Raw genomic sequence first — 22529 nt, forward strand, 5'->3', positions numbered from 1 at the left:
GTGGCCGGCCCGGTATGCCGGTAGTGGAACCGTTGGCGGCGGTGAATGCCTCCGCCAATACCATCACCCATGCTGCGGGCCACAAGAACATGCAGCAGCTGATCCAGCTGCGCTGGATCGCGGTGGTGGGGCAGATCACCACCATCGCCACTGCCTCCATTTTGCTGGGCGTGCAGCTGCCGATGCCGGCCATGCTGAACGTGCTGGCTTGCCTGATCGCGTTCAACGTCGCCAGCATCCTGCGCTGGCAAGAGAACCAGGTGGTCTCCAACAGCGAGCTTTTATTGGCGCTGACGGTGGACGTGGCCAGCCTGACGGCGCAGCTGTACCTGAGCGGCGGCGCCACCAATCCGTTTGTGTTCCTCTACTTGCTGCACGTGATTCTTGGCGCGGTGCTGCTGGAGACGTGGTCCACGTGGACTATCGTGATCGTCACCGGTGCATGCATCGTCGGGCTGGCACTGTTCTCCGAGCCGCTGCCGCTACCGCAGGATCACGCACTGGGCATCTTCAGCTTGTACGTGCAGGGGATGCTGATCTGCTTCATTCTGGATGCGGCGCTGCTGGTCATCTTCATCACGCGGATCACGCAGAATATGCGCGGCAGCGCAGCCAAGCTGGCGGACTTGCGCCAGCGGGCGGCGGAGGAAGAACACATCGTCCGTATGGGCCTTCTGGCGTCCGGCGCGGCGCACGAACTGGGGACGCCGCTGGCAACGCTGGCCGTCATTCTCGGCGACTGGAAGCACATGCCTGAATTTAAAGGCAATCCTGAACTACTGGAAGAAATCGGCGAAATGCAGACGCAGCTCAAGCGCTGCAAGTCCATCGTCAGCGGGATTTTGCTGTCGGCCGGCGAGACGCGCGGCGAGTCGTCGGCCGCAACCACCATCAACACCTTCCTTGATGAGGTGGTGGCTGAGTGGCGCATCGGTCGTCCGGTGGTGGCGTTTGAATTTGAAAACCGCATCACGCCGGACCATCCGGTGGTATCCGACTCCACGCTCAAACAGATGATCTGCAATGTGCTGGATAATGCGCTGGAAGCTTCACCTGCGTGGCTGCGCATGGAGGCTAGCATTGAACGCAAGACCTTGGTGCTGCAGGTGACCGACCAAGGCGCAGGCTTCGATCCATCTATACTGGCGCAATTCGGCAAACCATACAACTCCAGCAAGGGCCGTCCCGGCGGCGGGCTGGGATTGTTCCTGGTGGTGAATGTGGCGCGTACGCTGGGCGGCGAAGTCACGGCGACCAATTTGTCGCAGGGCGGGGCGATGGTGCGTCTGACGCTGCCTTTGTCCGCGATTGAAATCGAATCGGAACAACAATGACTACAGAAGAAGAACGCGTACTGCTGCTGGTAGAAGATGATGCGGCGTTTGCCCGTACTTTAGGGCGTTCTTTCGAGCGTCGCGGCTACAAGGTGCTGCTGGCGGAGAACGTGGACGAGGCCAGTGCGCTGCTGGTCGACCACTCGCCGGGCTACGCGGTGGTCGACTTGAAATTGAAAGGCAATTCATCCGGCCTGGCCTGCGTGCAGATGCTGCACGAGCATGACGAAGAAATGCTGATCGTGGTGCTGACCGGTTTCGCCAGCATCAACACGGCGGTAGAGGCGATCAAGCTGGGGGCGTGCCAGTACCTTGCCAAGCCGTCCAACACCGACGATATCGAAGCTGCGTTCGAGCACGTGGCCGGATCGGCCGACCTCGAACTGACCACGCGTGCCACCTCGGTGAAGACGCTGGAGTGGGAACACATTCACGCCGTGCTGGCGGAGACGGACTTCAACATCTCCGAGGCCGCACGCCGCCTCGGCATGCACCGCCGCACCTTGGCGCGCAAACTGGAAAAGCAGAGAGTGAAATGAGCGAGCAAGGATCCCTGTTCGATTTCGAACCGCCACCGAAGAACACTGACCGGCTGTTCTTTGCCGCTATGCCGGATCGGAATGCGATCGCCTCCATCCGCGCGCTGGCTGCTGAGGTCAAGACGCAGCATGGCTTGACGGGCCGCCTGATCGACGACGCCAAACTGCACGCGACCTTGTGCGTGCTGGGCGACTTTCCTCGTATGCCGGATGCGCTGATCAAGAGCGCCTCCAAAGCCGCCGCACTGGTGGCCGATAGCACGCTGCCATTTAAAGTCAGCTTCGACACCGCGCAGAGCTTTAATACCGGCCCGCGCCATCGTCCGCTGGTATTGACCGGCACCGAGGGCATAGTAGGCCTCAGTGGCTTCTACAAAAACCTCTCTGGCGCGCTGCTAAGAACCAGCGGCTTGCGCAACGCACCAAGCTACACGCCGCACGTCACCATGCTTTACGACGACGTCACCGCGTCGCCGCAAAACGTGACGCCGATCGAATGGACCGTACGCGAATTCGTCCTGCTGCACAGCCATATCGACCAGGGCCGTCCCTACAACATCCTCGCTCGCTGGACGTTCTAAACCCGGGGTCAGTTCTGCCAATCGCACACGGACTCATGTACCAATGGCAGACCTGACCCCGGATTTATGGTAGCGTTGTGTTGTCGATTTCTATCGGGGGCATCATGCTTGTCAGGCGTTGTGCTGTGCTGTTTGTGGAACCGCGCGAGGATCTGGATGTCGATTGGGCGGCCTTGTTTGCAGGGCAGGGCGCGATCGGCGCGACTATTCAATGGGTAGCCCTCGCGCCGCATCTCGGTGACGAAATCATTATCGATGCCGCTGAATTGGCGGCACTGGGCGGCGTCAGTCTCACACTGTGGCAGGAACGCGCCGCTTGCGAATCGCAATTCGGCACCAAGCCTGTAGCGCGCTTGCTGGAACTGGGCCTGCTGCTGAGCGACGCACCGGAAGGCGCACCACTGCGTGAGCGCGACGAAGTACTGCGCTCGCAGCACTGGCGTCCTTTGTCCGCTGCCTTGCATATGTACAGCCGCTGGTCTGATATGCGTGTCGACAAGGGTATGCAATTCCCCAGCTTCGAGGAACTGGTCGATAATTACGGCACGCCGCCAGCTCCCACTATCGACCGCCGCGACGACGGTCGCAGCATCGCGCTGCCGCAGCCCGAACGCTCGTGCCTCGACGACACGCTATTCCAGCGCTACACCGGCCGCAATTTCGATCCCAGCGCAGCGCTGCCGTTAGCCGCTGCATCACGTTTGCTGCAGCGCGCTTTCGGTTCGCAAGGCGAGAAGGAAATGGCGCCCGATGCTTTCGTGCTGAAGAAGCTCAGTCCCTCGGCAGGCGGCTTGCATCCCACGGAAGTGTATGTGCTGGCGCAGCGCGTAGAGGGCATCGCGCCCGGCCTGTATCACTATCAACCGACACGCCACGCACTGGAGCCGCTGGCTGAAATGGCGCCCGCCGAAACTGAGGAACTCGCGCTGCGCATGGTGGCCGACCAGGACTGGTTTCAACCGGCGCCGATGCTGGTGATCTTGGTCTCGCGCGTCGAGCGCAATTTCTGGAAGTACCGCAATCACGCCAAGGCCTACCGCGCACTGCTGCTGGACGCTGGTCACCTGTCGCAGACTTTCTACTTGCTCGCCACGGAAGCCGGCATGCCAGCCTTCGTCACCGCCGCCGTCAACGAGATTGATATCGAACGCGCGCTCGGCCTCGATCCGCTCAAGGACATGGTAGTCGCGGTGTGCGGCTGTGGCCCCGCTTCCGGCGCGCAGAACACGATCGAACTTCGCTACGAGCCATAAAAAAATGCCCGGCCCCTCTACGGGACCGGGCATGTCTGCCGGAGGAGGAGCGTTTAGCGCTGGCCGGACAGGAAGAACGGAATCGCGCCGGCGGCACTGTCCACTTTATCTTTGATGGCGTGACGGTTCGCAGCGATGACTTCTTTTGCAGGCAGGCTGCGGGTGCTTGGGATCTGGCTGGCGTCGAGCTTGATGCCCAGTCCACCCAAGGCCAGTTGCGGGTCTTTCAGAAAACTCTGGCGGAAGCTATCGTCGCCGGCGAGTTTGGACAGCAGCAGGTCGAGGTCTTGCGGGGAATGCGTGGCCATGTCTTACCCTTTCGGTGTTGGGGAAAAAACTGATGCGTGTGGGGAACGCAACTTCATCGTATGACATGCACGATACGATCTCAAGCCATTTCACGCCTAGCAAATTGCTAGGGAGTTTGCACGGCCTCCACTTCGCGCGGCTTGGTCTCGCGGCGCGCGCTGTGCATGACAACTTCGAACGCCAGCGAGAATGCGCGCACCAAATCCGGCAGTGCCGCCGGTTCCTCTCTGAGACGGTCTTCCAGCGCTGTTGACGTTTTAAAAAGTTCGTTTGCAGAAAGATTACCCGCCGCGCCGCGAATCCGGTGCACCAAATCGGCGGCGCGTAACATTTCGCCCGAGTGGATAGCATCTTGAATCTGTTGCAAACTGGATTCAAAGTCGTGCGCGAACAGGCTGAGCAGTTGTGACAGCAGCGCATCGTGGCCGCCCAGCCGCTCCAGCGCGGCGTGCACGTCGATGCCGGGACGCGGCGCAGACGGCGTCTCGCTACGGCGCAGGACCGGCATCGGGTCGGGCTCCGCTGCCGCGCGGCTCAGGTCCGGCGTGACCCAGGTAGCCAGCACCGCGTACAGCGTATCCGGATCGATCGGCTTGGTGACATAGTCGTTCATGTCCATCTCCAGACAGCGCTCGCGGTAGCCGGCCACCGCGTGCGCCGTCATGGCGATGATGGGCAGGCTGGCGTGCCTTTCATCGGCGCGGATCATGGCCGTGGCCTGGTAGCCGTCCATGTCCGGCATCTGGATGTCCATCAGTACCGCATCGTAATTGCCTTCAGCGGTCATGCGCGCCGCGTCCTCGCCGCTGCTGGCGACATCCGCGCGCACACCGGCGCGCTGCAGGATTTCGCTGGCCACCTGCTGGTTGATGGCGTTGTCGTCCACCACCAGCACATAGGCGCCGCGAATGCGCTGCACCGCCACCGATGGCGGCGCGTTGAGGGTGCTCACTTGCTGGCTGGCCTCCAACCCCAGTGCCGACAGCACGGCGTTGCGCAGCAGCTGCGGATTGGCCGGCTTGTCGAGGAAGGGCATGTTGCGGGTCTGCTCGATGGTTTCCTTGTTGTGCTCACGCGCGTAGGCGGTCACCATCAGTACAGCGGGGACGCTGGCCAATTCGCCGTCTTGTGCAATGCGCTGCAGGGTTTCGATGCCGTCCAAGTCGGGCATGTCAGCGTCGATCAGCAGCACGTCGTAGCTCTCCAGCTGCATGGCCGCCACCGCCGCGCTGCCGGAAGCGACCGTGCGCGCGCTCAGGCCCAGGCAGGCCAGCTGCAGTTTCAGCACATGGCGGGTGTTTTCGGAATCGTCCACCACCAGCACGCGCTTGCCCTGCGCGGCCGGCGGCACCGGCGGCAGTAGCGGCGTCTGATCCTGCGCCGCTTGCAGGTGAACGGTGAAACTGAAGCTGCTGCCGACACCCGGTTCGCTGTCGACCTTGATCTCGCCGCCCATCTTGCGCACCAACTGCTGCGAGATGGCGAGACCAAGACCGGTGCCACCGTATAGCCGCGTGGTGCTGGCATCGGCCTGGGCAAAGGCCTGGAACAGGCGCGCTTGCTGTTCAGGACTGATGCCCAAGCCGCTGTCTTCCACCGTAAAGCGGAGCACCAGCGGTCCGCCAGCAATCACGTTGGGTGTGGCCGCATCCAGCTCAACCCGCACCTCGATGTGGCCGCGCGCGGTGAATTTGAGTGCATTGCCGACCAGGTTGACCAGGATTTGCCCTAGCCGCAGCGGATCGCCCAGCAGGTTGGATGGCACGTCCGGCGCAGCCCACAGCACCAGTTCCAGTCCACGCTCGGCGGCGCGCCACGAGAACAGGTCGGCGATCTGGTTCAGTGTATCGGGCAATTCGAAGGGCAGGGCTTCCAGTTCCAGTTTGCCGGACTCGATCTTGGAGAAGTCCAGCACGTCGTTGATGATCTGCAGCAGGCTTTGGCCGGCGCGGCTGATTTTGCGGAAGTAGTCCATCGGCTGCGACGGCAAATCCAGGTGCGTGCCCAGTCCCGCGAAGCCGAGGATGGCATTCATCGGCGTACGGATTTCGTGGCTGATGTTGGCCAGGAAGTCGCTCTTGGCGCGCGTGGCCGCTTCGGCGTTGGCGCGTGCCTGCTCGATCATGCGCATCGAACGGGCTTTTTGGAAGGCCGAGACGTACGGCTCTTTCAGCGCCTTGAGCAGGTCAAGGTCGCTGTCGGAGAAGCTGGCCTGGTACTGGTAGTTTTCGAAAATCAGGTAGCCCTCGACCTGGCCGTCGATCACCACCCGCACCGACAGCAGCGCGCAGACGTCGCCCGGCAGCGAATGCGGGTGGTGCACTTCGAAGATGTCCGGCGCGATCATGTCGGCCGCTGGCGCGTAGCGCAATTCAGCCTGGCGCTGGTCGATGCGGTAGGCATCGGCGGTGGCGTCGATGCGGCCCCACGCGGCGCGCAGGCTCAGTGTTTCGGCGCCGTCTTCGCGCACCAGCGCCAGTGCCGAATCGATGCCCTTGATGATGGTCGATTCGTGCAGGATGGTGTGCAGCAGGGCGTCGAAATCGATTTGCTCGTTGATGGATTTGACGATGGCGTTCAGCTTCTCAAGGTGCTGGGTGCGCGAGTAGACCAGCGCCTGCAAAGCTTCGCCCTTGCGGTGCAGCTGCCGCACGCGCCAGCGCACCAGCGTCCACGCCAGCGCGCACGCGGCGAGGAAGTAGCACAGCCACGCCCACCAGGTCTGGTGCCAGGCTGGCAGCACTTCGACCCGCAGCGTGACCTCGTCCGAATTCCATAAGCCTTCGCGGTTACTGCCGCGCATGCGCAGCACGTAGCTGCCGGGCGGCAGGTGGCCGTAGGTGACGATGCGGCGCGTGGCGTCCACTTCCACCCAATGCTGGTCGAAGCCTTCCAGCAGGTAGGAGTAGCGGTTGCGCTGAGGTGCGGTGTAATCCAGCGCGGCCAGCTCCACTTCGAAACTCTGGTTGTCGGGCCGCAGCACCAGCGTGGGGCCGTCCTTGTGCGTCAGTTCGGATGGCGTAAGCGGCTGCTGGTCCAGCCGCACCGCGCTGATGACCAGCGGCGGGCGATACACCCAGTCGTTCAGCCGGCCCGGATACACCACCGCCATACCGGAGGTGGCGCCGAACACGATATCGCGTTCCAGCGTCACGGTGCTGGCGCCGATGTAGAAAGTGCGGAAGGCCAGGCCGTCGGCGCGGCTTAGCGCGCGTGCGCGCAGGCTACCGGAGTCGATCACGGCGATGCTGTCCGAGGTGGCGGCCCAGATCCGGCCCACCGGGTCCGATTGCAGCGCCATGATGGTGCCGTTGGACAGGCCGGCAGTGGCGGTGACGCGCTCGAAGGTGGGCTCGCCCAGCGCATCGCGCCCGGTCATGACGCAAATGCCGCCGCCGTGGGTGCCGACCCATAGGCGTCCCAGCCGGTCCAGCACCAGCGAGCTGATAACGGCTTCCGACAAGGCGTCCGGCTTGGCGGGATTGGCTTTGATTTGCTCCACTTTGCCGCTGTTGGGGTCGAGCCGGTTCAAGCCGTTGCGGGTAGCGATCCACAGGGCGCCGTCGCCGTCAGCCACCACCGAGTGGATGCGGTTGTCGGTCAGGCCTCCGCCTTCCTGCTGCCCCTGCACGTAGCGCACCAGCGCGCCGGTGGCCGGGCTGTAGCGCAACAGCCCTTCGAAAGTGCCCAGCCAAAGATCGCCCTTGTGGACCGTAATGGTGCCGATGCGCGGATAGGGATTCTGCTGCGGCAGCGGAATGCGCTTGACGGCAGTGCCGTTGCGGCTGGTGTGATACAGGCCAAGCTGGGTGCCGATCCAGGCCTCGCCCGGTTCCGCTTCCGCCATCGACAGCACCATGCGGTTGGGCAGCGCGGTTTCCGGTTTATGCGGATCGGGACGCAGCGCCGCGCGCCGCGCGCCGTTGGGCGGTACGATGTCGACGCCCTGGTCGGCGAGGCCGATCCAGACGTCGCCGCGGCTATCGGTCATCAGCGCCGAGACGGCGGCTTCCTGTGCGCCCGCAGCGCCGAATACCGAGTCGATCGCTTCGCTGTGCGGGTCATACAAGTCGACGCCGCGTTCGGTGGTCACCCACACCATGCCGCCGCGCGAACGCAGCAGGGCGGCGGTGCGGTCGCTACTCAGGCTGAAGGACACGGCTGGCTGATGCAGGATGCGCACACTGTTGTTGCTCTCGGTGCGGTATTCGATCAAGCCGCCGCCATAGGTCGCTGCCCACCAGATGCCGGGCACAGTCTCGGTCAGCGCCAGCACCATATTCGCTTGCACGTCCTTGATGCCTTTGGGCGCGACGATGCGGCCGCTGTCGGCCTGGGCGTCGACGATGCCAAAGCCGCTTTTCAAGGTGCCGAAGCCGACCTGGCCGCGGCTGTTTTCGCCCAGCGCCAGTACGGTGTCGCTCCACGCACCGGGATCGGGGCCGCGCACCGGGATGCCGACGATGGTGGCGCCGGGTTTCATGCGCGACAGGCCGCTGGCTGATCCTATCCACAGGTTGCCGGCGGCATCGGTCAGCAGCGAGCGGATTTGGTTGTCCGGCAGGCCGGGCGTGTCCTCATGCGAGTAGCGGCGGATGGTTTTGTGCAGCGTGTCGTAGTATTTCAGGCCGTTGGGCGTGCCGATCCACAGATTGCCCTTGGCGTCGCTGGCGATGGCGCTGACCAGACCTCGGCTCAGTTCATCGGTGAGGCGCACAAAGCGTTCGGTGTGTTTGTCGTACATCGCCAGGCCGGCAGCGGCGGTGCCGACCCACAGGCGGCCGGCCATGTCGACGTGCAGGGTCTGGATAAAATCGCCCGGCAGACTGGTGGGATCGGCCAGGTCGTGGCGGAAGCTGCGCACGCGATAGCCATCCCAGCGCGCCAGGCCGGACTGGGTGCCGACCCAGATAAAGCCGTCGCCATCCTGCGCCAGCGCCACCCCGACCGGATGCGGCAAACCTTGGTCGAGGCCCAGGTGTTCGAATAGCGGTGTGGCCAGTTGATCCCAGCGTTCTGGGCTGGCGTGGGCCGTGGCGGTGATGCCCAGGCAGGCCAGCAGCGCAAAAACAGCGGTGCAGAGCCAGCGCTGGGCGGCGATCAGGACGCGATTTTTGTAGGCGTGATCGTTCATGGGGTAGGTTAAGCATACGGAAATGCTGACCGAAAGTCTACGACTCGCAGCGGGAAATCGGCTCCGCTTGTACAATCACCACAGGCAAACCAGAGTAGGTATAGACATGAAACCGGAAGTATTGGTATTTGCGGCCAGTCCCTCGGCCAACGTGATGGCGCAACTGGAACAACATTTTCACTGCCACCACCTGTGGCAACAGCCTGCGGAGGCGCGCGAGGTCTGGCTGCATAACGTGGCCGGCAACGTGCGCGCGGTGTTGAGCACCGGCGCGATCGGCATCAGCGCGGCGCAATTGGCGCAGTTGCCCAAGGTGGAAATCGTGGCGGTGAATGGCATCGGTACGGATGCGGTGGATCTGGCAGCGACCCGCGCACGTGGTATCGCGGTCACTAACACGCCGGGCGTGCTCACTGACGACGTCGCCGACCTGGCATTGACGCTGCTGCTGTCGGCCGCACGTCGCCTGCCGGCGCTGGACTTCTTTGTGCGCACTGGCGCGTGGGAAGCCGGCAAGCCGGTGGCGCCGACACGGGCCTTGCGCGGTAAAGTGTGCGGCATCTATGGGTTCGGCCGCATCGGGCAGGCGATTGCGCTGCGGGCGCAGGCTTTCGGCATGCAGGTGCAGTACTTCCAGCCGCGCGCGATCGACGGCGTGGACGTGCCGCGTGCTGACTCGCTGCTAGCCTTGGCCGAGGCCAGCGATTATCTGGCGGTGGCCGCACCGGGCAGCGCCGCCACGCATCACACCGTGAATGCGGCGGTACTGGCGGCGCTCGGCCCGCAAGGTACGCTGGTGAACATAGCACGCGGTTCGCTGGTGGATGAAGAAGCCCTGATCACCGCGCTGCTCGAACGCACACTGGGCATGGCGGCGCTGGACGTCTTCGCCGACGAACCGCGCGTACCGGCCGAGCTGCGAGGACTGGACAATGTGGTACTAACGCCGCACGTTGGCAGCCTGACAGTGGAAACGCGCCATGCCATGGGCCAGCTTGTCGTAGACAACCTGCGCGCCTACTTCTCTGGCCAGCCACTCCTGACACCGGTTGCATAATCGTTTCAGGTTAATCGCGTTGTAATATCACGTGACCGATATTTTTCAGATACTCCGGCTGGCGCGCGTAGTCTCGGGCGCCGACCTGCTGCTACGGCTGCAAAAAAGCCTTCCGACGCTGAGCCGCGCCACCATGATGCGCATGGTGCGTGAGCTGGGCGAGCAGATAGTTGTACGCGGCCCGCCGTCCGCTACGCGGTAGCAGCGAGCCGCTGCCCGTGTATCGTATTCACCGCGCCGACAACCGCACTTTCCTTGAGGTGGAGCGCTTCGACCGTCACGGTGAATTCGGCCGTTCCGCCGTCCGCACCTTGGCTGCGCTGGATGCGTTGTTCGGCCCGGGAGGCGAGCCGCCGTTGCAGCTGGCGCCGGCCTACGACATGCTGCCGATGCTGCATGCGCCGGCGGATGATCGCATCAGCACGGGCTTCCGCGCTGTGTGCAAGGTTAATGGCAGGGAGTTGAAGCGTCTGCGGGCGTTGGCGGCGTGAGGGCCGCCGGTGGCAGCTGGGAGTAGATTTTGACGCAGTTGCGGCCACCGCGTTTGGCGGCATACAGGGCTTCGTCGGCGCGGCTATAGGCCAGTTCGAAGCTAGTACCCATCGCGTTCCAGCTGACGCCTACGCTGGCCGTGATCTGGCGGTTGATCGGCGCGCCGAAGATCTGGTCGGCAATCGCCTCGCAGATGCGCAGGGCGACGTCCCTGGCGTCGTCTAGCGAGGACGTCGGCCACACCACGGAAAACTCTTCACCGCCCACGCGGCCGATTGCCACGCCGGGCCCTAGCAGCGCCTTCAGGCAGGCCACTACGGTGATGATGACGGTGTCGCCGGCCGGGTGGCCGAAATCGTCGTTAATCCATTTGAAGTGATCGATATCCAGCACGATCAACGCGACATCGCCCTGGTCCAGCAGCGCCGAAGCGTGGTCGATAACCGCCGCGCGGTTCAGTGCTCCGCTCAGTGGATCGTGGGTAGCGCGGTATTCCAGCTGCTGCGCCAGTTCGTGCAGCTGGCGGTTCATCTGGTTCATGTCCAGCTCCGCGCGGTCGCTGCGGCGGATCAGGCGGCGGCTCTCGCGCATCAGGCGTTCGTAGTGCACGATCATTTCGGCCAGGGCGGCGCGCGAGTCCGCGCGGTGATCGTTATGCGCTGCCTTGGCATTGGCCAGCGCGGCGCTTTCCAGCGCAAACAGGTCGGCGTCGGCCATAGCTTTCATTAGTTACTCACTGCGTGGTCGTGGAAATCGAGTGCGCCGAAATCGTCCTGCAGTTCCTGGCCGAATTCGAGGATGGTGTCGTCGTCTTCATCGTGGTACCAGTTCAGGTGCACCTGGTTGCCGGCGATGGCGGCGTTGTTCAGCGATTCGAAGAAGGTGAACAGCATCTTGGTGCTGGAACTGTTGAAGTAGGCCAGCGACACATTCACGGTGATCTCGGCATCCTTGCTGCCGTCCAGCCACGCCTGCACACGCGCGATGATCGGGCCATAGAAAGCGGCGGCGTTCTCCGGGTAGGACTCGCCCTTGATCGACAGCGTGTGCTGGTCAAAGCGGAAGTCGATTTCCGGCGAGGTGGGTGAAGCGGCGATAAAAAGTGGTTCCATTGTCGTTCTCTTTTTTCTAATTCAGATAATCGCTTTGATGCAGAAGATGGTGGCGTCCGGATTATGCGTATCCTTGACGAACTCGAATTCCAGCGGCTCGCTGGCGTCGCGCGCCATCGTCAGGAAACCGAGGCCTGCGCCTTTGCTGTCGGCCGGCGTTTCATCGCGCAGGGCTTTCTTGTAGGCGGACTTGATCTCTTCCATCGTCATGGTATGCAGCGGTTCCAGGCGGCTGCTAATGCGCTCCACGTTGGCGCTGTCGACCGGATTGGCGCACAGCAGGAAGAAGCTGTCGCCCTTCATGCCAATGCAGAACGAGCCACGGCGGATTTGGTTCTCGGCCTGCTCGTCGGGCGTCAGCGAATCGGACGAGTAGTGCATGATGTTCTGCGACATTTCAACAAACGACGAGAAAATGCGGCGGCGCGTCGGCCCGGCCGCACCGGCTACGTCCAGGCGCGCCTTGATGGTCTCGGAAATAGCTGCCACCACGTGCTGCGAGAAATAGCCCACGTAGAAAAAGATGATGTGGCGCTTGCGGGCCACGTCAAAGAAGTCGTTGAATTCTTCGTACAGCAAAATTGCTCCTCAGGGGCGGAAACAGAAAAAGGTCAGATCGTCGCGGCGCGGCTGTTCGCCTTGCCACGCCTGGTAGTCGTCCAGCATGGCCTGCGACACGTGGCGCGCACACTCGGTGCGTTTGGCCAGCAGCACATCGCGCATGCGGCGCTTGCCGTAAGCGATGTCCTTGGCGCCGCCGATCTGGTCGATCAGGCCATCGGTGGTCAGGAATAGCAGGCTGCCTTCCGGGATGTCGATGATCTTGTTGGTCCACTGGTAGTCCAGCGGCGAGTCGATATAGCCGACGCCCATGCGTTCACCGTCCACCGTTTGCACCGCCTGCTGCTCGGGATCGAGCTGGAACAGCGACAGCTTGGCGCCGGCGAAGTGCAGCTGGCGGCTGGCGTTGTCGAACCAAAGGAAGGCGGCGTCCATGCCGTCGTTGGATTCGGCCGAGCCGTGGCCTTCCACTTGTCCGAGCATGCCTTTGACGCCGCGATTCACCTCGGCGATCAAACCGGCCGGATCGCGCGGGCCCAATTGCTGCAAGGCCTGCGTTAAAGTGGACGAGGAAATCAGCGTCATGAAGGCACCCGGGACGCCGTGACCGGTGCAGTCAGCGATGGCGGCGAACCAGCCGTCGTCATATTTAGCGAAGTGATAGAAGTCGCCGCCCACGACGTCGCGCGGCTGCCATTCGAGATGCGCGTCATCCAGTACGTCGGACAGGGCGAGATTGGATGGGCGCAGCAGCGAGCGCTGGATCACGCTGGCGTAGTCGATGCTGTGCATGATCTGGCGGTTTTTTTCGGCCTGCATATTGGCCACCACGTTCATCAGTTGCAGGCCAAAACCAACACCGGCCAGTGCGCCGTCACGCGTGACGATGAAGCCGTCGGCCAGGGCTTTCTCGCCTGATTCCACGGCGCGGAAGGTTAGTGCCTCGATGCTCATGGCTCCATCGACGATCAGCGGTTCTTTGTCCATGAAGGCGATGCAGCTCTTTTTACCGTATAGCTCATGGTAGAAGGGCTTGGACATCTGCGACATGAAGATGTTGCGGCTGATGAGGCCAATCGGACGGCCGGCTTCGATCACTGGCAGGCTCATCAGGTCGCGGCGCTCGGTGAACAGCTCCAGCACCGCGAAGTTCGTGGTGTCGGACAGCACCGAAATCGTCTCTACGCACAGGTCGGCGGCAACGGATAAGCGAAAGCGGGGCAGGTGCAAACGAGAGGCATTGAACTCCACGGCCAGGAACCCTTTATCAACACTGAGGCCTGCATGCTACAAGGAAATTGTTACCTCCTTATTACATCTTAACCAGAGGAAAATATTGTTGCTGAAATTGCCTTGCGGTAATAGTGGCGTCATATTCAGTGTGTAAATTGGTGAGAATTCGTGCAAGAGGCACTATTTTTTGATCAAGGCTTATGAAATTCCCTCAATTGAATACGGGTATGCGTGTGGTGGCGTCGTTTGCGGTGCTGCTGTTGGTGATGGTGTGCATGTCGGGCGTGTCGCTGTGGCGTTTGCAGTCGGCCAACGATACGGCGTCCAACTTGGTGAATGAAAAACTGGCGCGCCAGCAGCTGACCTCCGAGTTGCTGGGCGTGACGGAATTGAACGGCCTGCGCGCGATGTCGATCGGCCGCAGCGATAGCCTGGAAGTGTCGGATATTTTCCTGGCGCAGCTGAACAGCGGCGAGAAAGTCGCTGCCGAGATGGAGCGCAAGCTGGCTGCCATGCAGGCCTCGGCCGACGAGGCTGCGCTGGTGCGTGCTGTGGCCGAGAAAAAAACCGCGTTCCTCGCCATGCGCGGCGAGCTGTTCAAGTTCAAGGATAGCGGCCGCATCCAGGAAGTGGGCGACCTGCTGGATAACAAGTGGCCGGGCGTGTTCAAGGCTTACAGCGGCGCGCTGGAAAAGCTGCTGGCTTACCAGACGCAGCAAGCCAAGGCGCTGGCCGAGCAGTCCGCCAGCCAGTTCCAGGGTAGCCGTGCGCTGCTGATCGGCCTGGGTGTGGCGATGCTGGCGCTGGGCGCAGTGCTGGCCTTGATGCTGACGCGTAGCATTGTGCGCCCGCTGACGCGAGCGGTGGAGTTGGCCGAGCAGGTGGCGGGTGGCGAACTGCATGTGGCGATCGAGCATGGCCGCAGCGACGAGATCGGCCAGTTGTTCGACGCGTTGTCGCATATGACCGGCCGTTTGGCTGATACCGTGGGCCGCGTGCGCGATGGCGCGGTGGCGATCGATGCGGCGTCGCGAGAAATCGCCACCGGGAATATGGATTTGTCGCGCCGCACCGAGCATCAAGCGGGCGCGCTGGAAGAAACCGCGTCGGCGATGGACGAATTGACGGCGGCGGTGAAGCAGAATAGCGGCAACGCGCGTCAGGCCAGCCAACTGGCCGTGTCGGCGTCGGAGGTGGCGGGCAAGGGCGGAGCGGTGGTGACGGAAGTGGTGCAGACCATGGCCAGCATCAACGAGTACGCGCACAAAATTGTGGACATCACTAGTGTGATTGATGGCATCGCGTTCCAGACCAATATCCTGGCGCTGAATGCAGCGGTGGAAGCGGCGCGGGCCGGCGAGCAGGGACGTGGTTTTGCCGTAGTAGCTGGCGAGGTGCGCAACCTGGCGCAGCGCTCGGCGGAAGCGGCCAAGGAAATTAAGAAGCTGATCAACGATTCGGCAGAACGCGTGGCCAGCGGCAGTGCGTTGGCTGAAACAGCCGGTGCGACCATGAACGATATCGTGGCCAGTGTGCAGAAGGTGACCACCATCATCGGCGCCATCAGCGCAGCCAGTTCCGAGCAAGAGCACGGCCTCGAACAAGTTAATGCCGCGCTGGGCGAGATGGACGACGTCACCCAGCAAAACGCCGCGCTGGTGGAAGAAGCTGCAGCCGCAGCCGCCTCAATGCAGGCGCAGTCGCGCGAACTGGCACAGCTGGTCGGCTCCTTCAAAACCAGCATGCAGCAAGCCATCGTCCAGCACTTGCCCGTGCGCCCAGCGCTAGCCGCTCCGAAAGGCAGCGACCTCCGCCGCGCTGCATAACAAAGCAAAGCTCGTCAAAGGTCGAGCAAGCGCGAGAAGGTGTGGCTGCTTGGCGCATGTTCGGTTTGTGGACGGCGCATGATGGTGTGGTCGTATTTGGATTGAATGAGGCCATCATGGAGCCGACCCGGACGCAGACTACGCATCCCAGCAAGGAAGCAGTGCGGCGCTTGTTGCAGCAGCGCCGCTTGCAACAAACACCTCCGCTCTCGCCGGAGCGCATCCGCGAAGAACTCGGCTGGAGGCTGTTGCGACCTCCAATGTAACAAAATGCATCGCAATGTAACGCATTGTCATTGTGTCGTCATAAAGGTTTGCTATCTTGCAAGCCTTTCTAACAAGACGGATTGACGACATGAACCGTAAGTCTATTTTCATCGCTGGCTTGAGCGCCGCTTTACTGGCCGCTTGCAGCAGCGATAACGCGCCCGCCACCACCCCCGCACCGGTAGCCGCCGCACCGAAAAACGTCATCTTCTTCCTCGGCGACGGCATGGGCATGACCACCATGACCGCTGCCCGCATCTACTCCGTCGGCGAAGACGGCGAGCTGACCATGGACACGCTGCCGGAAACGGCCTTCGTCAAAACCTATTCGAACGACGCCCAGGTCACCGACAGCGCGCCGTCCATGTCCGCCTACATGACCGGCGTGAAGATGAATAACGAAGTCATCTCCATGTCGCAAAACACCCTGGCCATCGACCCGGTCAACGACTCCGCCGGTAATAAACTGGGCAACAACTGCGGCACCAGCAATGGCACGCCAGCTACCACGTTGCTGGAACTGGCCAAGGCCGCAGGCCTGGGCACCGGTGTGGTCACCACCACCCGCGTGACCCACGCCACGCCAGCTGCGACTTACTCGCACATCTGCCACCGCGATTTGGAAAACGACATCGCCGCCGCAGCGGTACCGGGCGGCACCGGCTACAACTCGGCGCTGGGCACCACCGGCCTCGATGTGCTGATGGGCGGCGGCAGCCAGTTCTTCAAGCCAGTCAAGGACGGCGGCAAGCGTGCCGACGGCCGCGACCTGATCGCTGAAATGAAAGCGAAGAGCTACGCCTACGCCAGCAACGCCACTGAGTTCAACGCCATCGACGGCACCAAGACCGACAAGCTGTTTGGCCTGTTCACCTCCAGCCACATGAGCTATGACCTCGACCGCGATCCAGCCAAAGAGCCTAGTCTGGCCGACATGACCACCAAGGCGATGGACGTCCTGGCCCGTAACGGCAAGGGTTACTTCCTGATGGTCGAAGGTGGCCGCATTGACCACGGCTTGCACGAAACCACCGCCAAGAAAGCGCTGCAGGACACCGTCGCTTTCGACAACGCCATCAAAGCCGCTATCGCCAAGGCCAAACTGACCGACCCGACGCTGGCCAACACCCTGATCGTGGTCACCGCCGACCATGACCACACGATGGTACTGAACGGCTACGCCAAACGCACCGGCAAGACCGCTACCGGCAACGCCGGCGTGCTGGGCGTGGTGAAGAACTACGTGACCGGCGCAGTAGAGAAAGACCTGGACGGCGCACCGTACTCGATCATCGGTTTCGGCAACGGCGAGAACCGCGTGCAAGCCAGCCGCGCAGGCCAGTCGTCGATGGACGATAGCGTCACCAGCGCCAACACCTACCATCAGGAAGCTGTGGTGCGCGTATCGGCGGGCAATGAGACCCACGGCGGCACCGACGTCTTCCTCGGCGCGATCGGCAAGGGCGCCGATACGTTCAGCGGCACCATCGACAACACCAAGGTATTCAGCCTGGTGAAGAGCGCCGCCGGCCTGTAACTCACGCACATACTAAGAACGGACAATGCATATGAAACGTACTTTTATCGCCGCCGCGCTGGCGCTGACCTTTGCCCAAGCCGCCTACGCGGCGGGTGAAGCCAAGAACATCATCTTCTTCCTGGGCGACGGCATGGGCCCATCGACCGTCACCGCCTCGCGCATCTACAAATACGGCGAAGCTGGCAGCCTGACGATGGATACGCTGGAACGCACGGCGCGCATCAAGACTTATTCGAACGACGCCCAAACCACCGACAGCGCACCGTCGATGGCCGCCTACATGACCGGCGTGAAGATGAATAATGAAGTCATCTCGATGTCGCCGGAAACCGTGGCCACCAATCCGGGCAGGGACGCTAACGGCAACCTGGGCGTGAACAACTGCGCAGCAAGTGGCAACGGCACTTCGGCTACCACCATCCTGGAACTGGCCAAGGCCAAGGGCAAAGCCGTCGGCGCCATCACCACCACGGAGCTGACGCACGCCACGCCAGCCACCACCTTCTCGCACATCTGCAACCGCAACGCGCAGTATCACATCGCGGCGCAGCTGGTGCCGGGCGGCGTTGGCTTCAACAGCGCGCTGGGTGACGGCGTTGATGTGCTGATGGGCGGCGGCCGTAATCACTTCACGCCGTTCGACGCGGCCACCAACAAGACCGGCCGCGCCGATGGCCGCAACCTGCTGATCGAATTGGCAGCGAAAGGCTACGCGGTCGGTGCAAACAAGACCGACATGAGCGCTGCTGTCGCCGGCAAGAAGTTCATTGGCCTATACAGCAGCAAGAGCCATCTGGAATATGAACTGGACCGCACCGCGTCGCCGCCAGTGGGCGAGGGCGCGACCCAGCCTAGCCTGGCCGAGATGACCGTCAAGGCGATGGACTTGCTGTCGTCGAACAAGGATGGCTATTTCCTGATGGTGGAAGGCGGCCGTATTGACCACGCACTGCACGGCACCAACGCCAAGCGCGCGCTGACCGACACGATCGCTTTCGATGACGCTATCAAGGCCGCGCTGGACAAGGCCAAGCTGACCGACCCGACGCTGGCCAACACCCTGATCGTGGTCACCGCCGACCATGACCACACGCTGGCCTTCAACGGCTACGGCAAGAAGGGCAATCCTATCCTCGACATCAATCGCGGCTACAAGGACAACCTGCCGAGCAAAGATGCAGACGGCAATACCTACACCACGCTGGTATTTGGTAACGGCCCGAATCGTCCGAACACCCGCGTGAACCTGGATAGCTCAACGGTATTAGCGGATAACTATCTGCAGGAGACCGGCGTGCGCCTGGCTAGCGAAACCCACGGCGGCGGTGACGTCAAACTGTTCGCCACTGGCGCAGGCGCCAAGACTTTCAAAGGCACGCTGGATAACACCAAGGTATTCGCCTTGCTGAAATCGGCCTTCGGTTTCTGATGAAAAGTCTGTTCCTGTTGACGGCCGCGCTGTGCGTGGCCGGTTCGGCCGCCGCCACCGACCTTGATGTGAAGATCGCTTACTACAGCAAGGTGGTGACGGCGGAGGGTGTGACGCGCGAAGCACGTTACGAGGAAACCATGCTGCGCCGCGATGGCCATGTATGGACTGCGCGCGTGCTGCCATCCCGCGCGGAGGCGCATGAACCGGGCTCGCACAAGCACTTCAACCACGTGGTGCTACCGCGTCACGTGGTGCTGGACAAGAACCAGCCGCGCGTCGAGTACATCGATGCGCATGCCAAAACGGTGGTGCTGATTCCGCGCGCCGAGTACGACAACGTCAGCTTCGACGGCTCGTGGGATCACGCTTACTATCTGCTGGATAGCAAACGCCTGAAGTCCATGCCGTTGTCGTCGCGCGCGTCGCCGGTGCCGGGTGCGCGCTGGCGCGAGCGTGAGGACAAGGGCTTGTTCGAACGCGTGCTGTGGGACGAGCAGCGCCAGGTCCCACTGGTGATTGAAAGCGGCGACAAGGCTGCCACTTTCCTGAACCGCACGGAGCTCACCATCCAGCCCGGCCTGACCAGCGACCTGCCGTGGCAAAAGCTGAAAGGCTATGCGCAGAAGGAGTACTCGGACTATCTCGATTGAGCTAGTGCGAAGTGGCGTTCTGGTAGCGCTTCCACATGGTATAAAATGAGGCTCTCCAGGAACCTCCTCCGACTCGCTCATGCCAGCCTCCAAAACGCCGATCCGCACGCCGCCCATGTTCAACCTTGCATGGCCGCTGCTGGTCGAACTGGGGCTGGCGATTGCTTCCAGTGTGGTCGGCACGGCGCTGGCTTCGCGCATCTCCGACGCTGCGGGCGGCGCGTTCGCCATCGCCAGCCAGGTGTCGGCGGCCTTGTTCATTTTGTTCCGCATCATTGGTGCGGGCGTCAGCGTGGTGGTCACGCAAAATCTCGGCGGCGGCCAGCGCGCGGCGGCCGATAAGGTGGCATGCGCGGTGGTCGGCGCCAGCACGTGGCTGGGCGCTTTCACCGGCTTGATCGCCATGCTGGGTGCGAACGGTTTGCTGCATTTGCTGAATACCCCCGCCGAAGTATTGCCACTGGCCGCGCCATTCCTCGTGGCGCTGGGGCCGGCGATGCTGTTCGATGCGTGGAACGCGTCGATGGCCGGCGTGATGCGCGCCCACCTGCGCACCCGCGACACGCTGGTGGTGCTGATCATCATGCACGTCAGCCACCTGCTATTGGCGCTGCCGCTGATGTATGGCTGGGGGCCGCTGCCGGCGCTAGGCTTGCCCGGCTACGCGATCGCGCTGGCTATCAGCCGCATGATCGGCCTGGCGCTGCACCTGCTGATGTGGCGTGTGCACTTGCATATCACGGTCTCGCGCGACGACTGGTGGCGCCTGCCGCGCCAGGAGCTGGCGGCGGTGCTGCATATCGGCTTGCCGGGGGCTGCGGAGAATATCGCGTGGCGGCTGGCCTTCATGGTCAGCGTAGCGACAGCGGCGGAACTGGGCGCCAAGGCGCTGGCCACGCAAGCCTATGTACTGCAGCTGATGGGCGGCGTGATGATGTTCAGTATCGCCACCGGGCTGGCAGTGGAAATCGTGGTGGGCTACTTGATCGGCGCGGGTAAATTGCGTGAAGCGCATCGTGTGGTGAAACGCTCGCTGGCGCGCGGACTGGTGGTGTGCGTGCTGATTGCCGCCGTCGCCGCAGTGTGCGGCCGCTGGCTGCTAGGCTGGTTCACGCAAGATCCCCAGATTCTCACGGCCGGCGCCACGCTGCTGTGGATTACGGTGCTGCTGGAACCCGGCCGCACTTTCAACCTGGTGGTGATCAACGCACTGCGGGCGGCAGGCGATGCGCGCTTTCCGGTGATGGCCGGCGCGTTCTCGATGCTGTTCGTGCTGGCCGGCGGTAGCTGGCTGCTGGGCGTAGTACTGGGCTGGGGACTGCCCGGCGTGTGGATCGCCTACGCCGCCGATGAGTGGATCCGTGGCCTCATCATGTGGCGGCGCTGGCAAACCCACGCCTGGGTGCCGCATGCGCGCACTTCGCGCAAGCGGCTGCGGCCTGCCATCGTGGTCGAAGGCTAGGCGCTTTGCTACTGTCTTACTGCACCGTGAGGATGACCTTCACTGTATCGTCCACCGCCGACTTCTCGATGTAGCCGATTGCGCTGGCGTCAGCCGCCACGGCTTTCTTCACCTCCGCGCTGGAGCCGTACTCCTTGGGCGCGCTGGCTTTCCCGGTGAACACCAGCTTGGACCAGATGGCCTTCACCTGCGTCGAGTCCTTGTCCAGCACCTTCTTGTAAAACTCGTTGCGCAGCGGGCCATCGGTATGTTCGATAGGCGTGAACAGCGTCGATTTACCAAGGAAGAACTGGGCCGCCTGTTCGCTGAACATGCGCGTGGCCGGGTTTTTGGGATTGACGATGACGACGATTTCCGCCGCCATCACCGGGGCCGCAGCCAGCCATACGCCAGCCGCCAGCAGCAGCTTGCCGATAATCTTATGCATGGCATTCTCCTTAGAAGACGAAATCGATGCCTGCGGCATAAACGTTGACCGAGCTACCGGCAAAGCCAGGTTTGGCGTTGACGAAATAGCCGGCGCCTTCACGCGTCTTGATGCGGTCCCACTGCACTTTGAACGCGGCGGATTTGTAGAAGTCCCAACGCAGGCCGATGCCGTTGGTCGACTGCAGGCCGCCTTTGATCGCGCCGTTGACTGCCGCGCTCAGTGGCGCCAGCGGGCCGGTGGTCGGCAGCGTTTCGAAATTGCGGCGGCTGTCCTGTTTCACATCGCCGTGCACGTAGTAGGGCACGAACTTGCCGTAGCGGTAGCCCAGCATGAGGTACCACGAGCTGGTGTCCTGCACCAGCCGTGTATCGGTCTTGCGCTTGGCGAATTCCGCCTGGCCGACGATGTTGTTGTAGTCCATGCTGATGCCGGCCGAGTTGAAAGTGCCCTTGATGTCGGTCAGCGGCAGTTCAGCGGCGACAGAGGTCAGGCCGACAGATTTGATGGTGGCCACCAGTGTATTCAGGCTGGCGTTGTCATACAGGCCGAAGGTGGCGCGCGAATGGCCGAGGCGATAGGTGAACGGGCCGTTTTCCAGCACTACCTGGGTCGAGATCACCGGTTTGAATTCAACGTAGTAGTTGCCCGGCGAGCGCACCTTGGTGCGGCCTACAGCTGCTTGCGCTGTAATGGTACTGTCGCCGAAACTGTGCTGGTAGATGACGTCACCGCCGTCTGCATTGTCGGCGGTGACTTGCCGGTACACTTCATTTGGCGGGCGCAGCATGATGTTGGCGTAGCCGACGTTGCGCACGTCCGAGATCATGTACACCGGCAGGCCGATGCGGCCAAGGCGCAGCGAAAAGTCGTCGTTCAGGCGGATCTTGGCGAAAGCCCACGCCAGCTCGGCGCCGAATTGGTCGTTGCTGCCGTTTTTGCGTACCAGTCCCTGCACGGTGAAGGAGACGGTGTCGCTGTATTTGGCGGTGGCTTGCAAGCCGAGATTTGAATCGACTCCAGCGCGCGCATCCTTGCCGACGCCTGCGGCCTGGTTGACGCGGTTGAATTCCGCCTGGTCGGTATTGGTCATGGTCAGGGCGCCGGTACCGAAGCCGCTGACGGTGATGGGCATGCCATCCTGGGCATGGGTGGTGACGCTGAGGGTACTGAGGATCGCTAAAGTGGTGATGGCGAGCGTGGGTTGTTTCATCGTGTCTCCCGTCCATGAGTTTTCATTGTGCTACTGCTTTTTTAGTATGGGTGTTTTTGAGGGAAATGTCACAATTGTGTTGTGAGAAGGCAACGATTTTGTAAATG

20 protein-coding genes are annotated in these 22529 nt (G+C 62.5%); 12 read left to right on the plus strand and 8 right to left on the minus strand.

Annotated features, from left to right (window positions below; genetic code table 11):
* The first annotated feature begins 14 nt into the window (after positions 1-14).
* The 4 genes from GTP46_RS05190 to GTP46_RS05205 all read left to right on the plus strand — a co-directional run bounded on the left by GTP46_RS05190 (position 15) and on the right by GTP46_RS05205 (position 3707).
* Complete coding sequence (locus GTP46_RS05190; RefSeq protein ID WP_161005849.1) at positions 15-1334, plus strand: ATP-binding protein; 1320 nt, start codon at positions 15-17, stop codon at positions 1332-1334.
* Positions 1331-1873 carry a response regulator transcription factor gene (locus GTP46_RS05195; protein WP_161005564.1) on the plus strand — a complete coding sequence of 181 codons (543 nt, stop codon included), beginning with the start codon at positions 1331-1333 and terminating at the stop codon, positions 1871-1873. Before GTP46_RS05190 ends, GTP46_RS05195 begins: the two co-directional genes overlap by 4 nt.
* A complete protein-coding gene (locus GTP46_RS05200; RefSeq protein ID WP_161005565.1) occupies positions 1870-2454 on the plus strand; it encodes a 2'-5' RNA ligase family protein in 585 nt (194 codons plus the stop codon). The genes GTP46_RS05195 and GTP46_RS05200 overlap by 4 nt, the downstream gene beginning before the upstream one ends.
* A 104-nt stretch (positions 2455-2558) precedes the next feature.
* The gene (locus GTP46_RS05205) at positions 2559-3707 is read left to right on the plus strand and encodes a putative peptide maturation dehydrogenase (protein WP_161005566.1); all 1149 of its coding nucleotides are present in this window, start codon (positions 2559-2561) and stop codon (positions 3705-3707) included.
* A 53-nt stretch (positions 3708-3760) separates the two neighbouring features.
* On the opposite strand, the gene GTP46_RS05210 is transcribed toward GTP46_RS05205, so the two are convergent.
* Together GTP46_RS05210 and GTP46_RS05215 are read right to left on the minus strand one after the other, a co-directional pair.
* The gene (locus GTP46_RS05210) at positions 3761-4015 is read right to left on the minus strand and encodes an NHLP-related RiPP peptide (protein WP_161005567.1); all 255 of its coding nucleotides are present in this window, start codon (positions 4013-4015) and stop codon (positions 3761-3763) included.
* A gap of 107 nt (positions 4016-4122) precedes the next feature.
* On the minus strand, positions 4123-9150 hold the full coding sequence (locus tag GTP46_RS05215; RefSeq protein ID WP_161005568.1) for a response regulator: 5028 nt from the start codon (positions 9148-9150) through the stop codon (positions 4123-4125).
* Positions 9151-9256: 106 nt separating this feature from the next.
* On the opposite strand from GTP46_RS05215, the gene GTP46_RS05220 reads away from it, so the two are divergent.
* Genes GTP46_RS05220 through GTP46_RS29410 form a run of 3 tightly spaced genes read left to right on the plus strand, consistent with a single transcriptional unit; the run spans position 9257 to position 10698 of the window.
* Positions 9257-10207, plus strand: a complete 951-nt coding sequence (locus GTP46_RS05220) for a 2-hydroxyacid dehydrogenase (protein WP_161005569.1) — start codon at positions 9257-9259, stop codon at positions 10205-10207.
* Between the two features lie 31 nt (positions 10208-10238).
* Complete coding sequence (locus tag GTP46_RS05225; protein WP_161005570.1) at positions 10239-10409, plus strand: hypothetical protein; 171 nt, start codon at positions 10239-10241, stop codon at positions 10407-10409.
* A 16-nt stretch (positions 10410-10425) separates the two neighbouring features.
* Positions 10426-10698, plus strand: coding sequence for a hypothetical protein (locus GTP46_RS29410; protein WP_202414153.1), 273 nt, complete (start codon positions 10426-10428; stop codon positions 10696-10698).
* Here GTP46_RS29410 and GTP46_RS05235 read toward each other — a convergent pair.
* The 4 genes from GTP46_RS05235 to GTP46_RS05250 are packed head-to-tail and all read right to left on the minus strand — an operon-like array spanning position 10655 to position 13602.
* Positions 10655-11416 (minus strand): GGDEF domain-containing protein, encoded by a 762-nt coding sequence (locus GTP46_RS05235; RefSeq protein WP_161005850.1) that lies wholly within the window; start codon positions 11414-11416, stop codon positions 10655-10657. The two genes, GTP46_RS29410 and GTP46_RS05235, sit on opposite strands and share 44 nt — an antisense overlap.
* An 8-nt stretch (positions 11417-11424) precedes the next feature.
* Entirely contained in the window at positions 11425-11811 is a 387-nt protein-coding gene (locus GTP46_RS05240) for a DUF1987 domain-containing protein (protein WP_161005571.1), read from the minus strand.
* A gap of 21 nt (positions 11812-11832) precedes the next feature.
* A complete protein-coding gene (locus GTP46_RS05245) occupies positions 11833-12390 on the minus strand; it encodes a SiaB family protein kinase (protein ID WP_161005572.1) in 558 nt (185 codons plus the stop codon).
* A gap of 9 nt (positions 12391-12399) precedes the next feature.
* Entirely contained in the window at positions 12400-13602 is a 1203-nt protein-coding gene (locus GTP46_RS05250) for a SpoIIE family protein phosphatase (protein WP_202414154.1), read from the minus strand.
* A 203-nt stretch (positions 13603-13805) separates the two neighbouring features.
* Between GTP46_RS05250 and GTP46_RS05255 the strand changes: the two genes are divergently transcribed.
* The 5 genes from GTP46_RS05255 to GTP46_RS05275 all read left to right on the plus strand — a co-directional run bounded on the left by GTP46_RS05255 (position 13806) and on the right by GTP46_RS05275 (position 20782).
* A complete protein-coding gene (locus tag GTP46_RS05255; RefSeq protein WP_161005574.1) occupies positions 13806-15431 on the plus strand; it encodes a methyl-accepting chemotaxis protein in 1626 nt (541 codons plus the stop codon).
* A 355-nt stretch (positions 15432-15786) separates the two neighbouring features.
* Complete coding sequence (locus tag GTP46_RS05260) at positions 15787-17235, plus strand: alkaline phosphatase (protein ID WP_161005575.1); 1449 nt, start codon at positions 15787-15789, stop codon at positions 17233-17235.
* Positions 17236-17260: 25 nt separating this feature from the next.
* Positions 17261-18667, plus strand: a complete 1407-nt coding sequence (locus tag GTP46_RS05265; protein ID WP_443093203.1) for an alkaline phosphatase — start codon at positions 17261-17263, stop codon at positions 18665-18667.
* On the plus strand, positions 18667-19320 hold the full coding sequence (locus GTP46_RS05270) for a hypothetical protein (RefSeq protein WP_161005577.1): 654 nt from the start codon (positions 18667-18669) through the stop codon (positions 19318-19320). The genes GTP46_RS05265 and GTP46_RS05270 overlap by 1 nt, the downstream gene beginning before the upstream one ends.
* 79 nt (positions 19321-19399) lie before the next feature.
* Complete coding sequence (locus GTP46_RS05275; protein WP_161005578.1) at positions 19400-20782, plus strand: MATE family efflux transporter; 1383 nt, start codon at positions 19400-19402, stop codon at positions 20780-20782.
* Positions 20783-20798: 16 nt separating this feature from the next.
* On the opposite strand, the gene GTP46_RS05280 is transcribed toward GTP46_RS05275, so the two are convergent.
* Together GTP46_RS05280 and GTP46_RS05285 are read right to left on the minus strand one after the other, a co-directional pair.
* Positions 20799-21209, minus strand: a complete 411-nt coding sequence (locus tag GTP46_RS05280; protein WP_161005579.1) for a type 2 periplasmic-binding domain-containing protein — start codon at positions 21207-21209, stop codon at positions 20799-20801.
* A 10-nt stretch (positions 21210-21219) separates the two neighbouring features.
* Positions 21220-22422 carry a hypothetical protein gene (locus GTP46_RS05285; RefSeq protein ID WP_202414155.1) on the minus strand — a complete coding sequence of 401 codons (1203 nt, stop codon included), beginning with the start codon at positions 22420-22422 and terminating at the stop codon, positions 21220-21222.
* Positions 22423-22529 lie beyond the last annotated feature (107 nt).

Origin of the sequence: Duganella flavida (genome assembly GCF_009857445.1) — a bacterium.
Taxonomy (GTDB): Bacteria; Pseudomonadota; Gammaproteobacteria; order Burkholderiales; family Burkholderiaceae_D; genus Rugamonas; species Rugamonas flavida.

What these genes read in the sequence shown, in the direction of transcription:
- GTP46_RS05190 (WP_161005849.1), top strand. Translation starts at nt 15, where the DNA reads ATGCCGGTAGTGGAACCGTTGGCGGCGGTGAATGCCTCCGCCAATACC.
- GTP46_RS05195 (WP_161005564.1), top strand. Translation starts at nt 1,331, where the DNA reads ATGACTACAGAAGAAGAACGCGTACTGCTGCTGGTAGAAGATGATGCG.
- GTP46_RS05200 (WP_161005565.1), top strand. Translation starts at nt 1,870, where the DNA reads ATGAGCGAGCAAGGATCCCTGTTCGATTTCGAACCGCCACCGAAGAAC.
- GTP46_RS05205 (WP_161005566.1), top strand. Translation starts at nt 2,559, where the DNA reads ATGCTTGTCAGGCGTTGTGCTGTGCTGTTTGTGGAACCGCGCGAGGAT.
- GTP46_RS05210 (WP_161005567.1), bottom strand. Translation starts at nt 4,015, where the DNA reads ATGGCCACGCATTCCCCGCAAGACCTCGACCTGCTGCTGTCCAAACTC.
- GTP46_RS05215 (WP_161005568.1), bottom strand. Translation starts at nt 9,150, where the DNA reads ATGAACGATCACGCCTACAAAAATCGCGTCCTGATCGCCGCCCAGCGC.
- GTP46_RS05220 (WP_161005569.1), top strand. Translation starts at nt 9,257, where the DNA reads ATGAAACCGGAAGTATTGGTATTTGCGGCCAGTCCCTCGGCCAACGTG.
- GTP46_RS05235 (WP_161005850.1), bottom strand. Translation starts at nt 11,416, where the DNA reads ATGGCCGACGCCGACCTGTTTGCGCTGGAAAGCGCCGCGCTGGCCAAT.
- GTP46_RS05240 (WP_161005571.1), bottom strand. Translation starts at nt 11,811, where the DNA reads ATGGAACCACTTTTTATCGCCGCTTCACCCACCTCGCCGGAAATCGAC.
- GTP46_RS05255 (WP_161005574.1), top strand. Translation starts at nt 13,806, where the DNA reads ATGAAATTCCCTCAATTGAATACGGGTATGCGTGTGGTGGCGTCGTTT.
- GTP46_RS05260 (WP_161005575.1), top strand. Translation starts at nt 15,787, where the DNA reads ATGAACCGTAAGTCTATTTTCATCGCTGGCTTGAGCGCCGCTTTACTG.
- GTP46_RS05265 (WP_443093203.1), top strand. Translation starts at nt 17,261, where the DNA reads ATGCATATGAAACGTACTTTTATCGCCGCCGCGCTGGCGCTGACCTTT.
- GTP46_RS05270 (WP_161005577.1), top strand. Translation starts at nt 18,667, where the DNA reads ATGAAAAGTCTGTTCCTGTTGACGGCCGCGCTGTGCGTGGCCGGTTCG.
- GTP46_RS05275 (WP_161005578.1), top strand. Translation starts at nt 19,400, where the DNA reads ATGCCAGCCTCCAAAACGCCGATCCGCACGCCGCCCATGTTCAACCTT.
- GTP46_RS05280 (WP_161005579.1), bottom strand. Translation starts at nt 21,209, where the DNA reads ATGCATAAGATTATCGGCAAGCTGCTGCTGGCGGCTGGCGTATGGCTG.
- GTP46_RS05285 (WP_202414155.1), bottom strand. Translation starts at nt 22,422, where the DNA reads ATGAAACAACCCACGCTCGCCATCACCACTTTAGCGATCCTCAGTACC.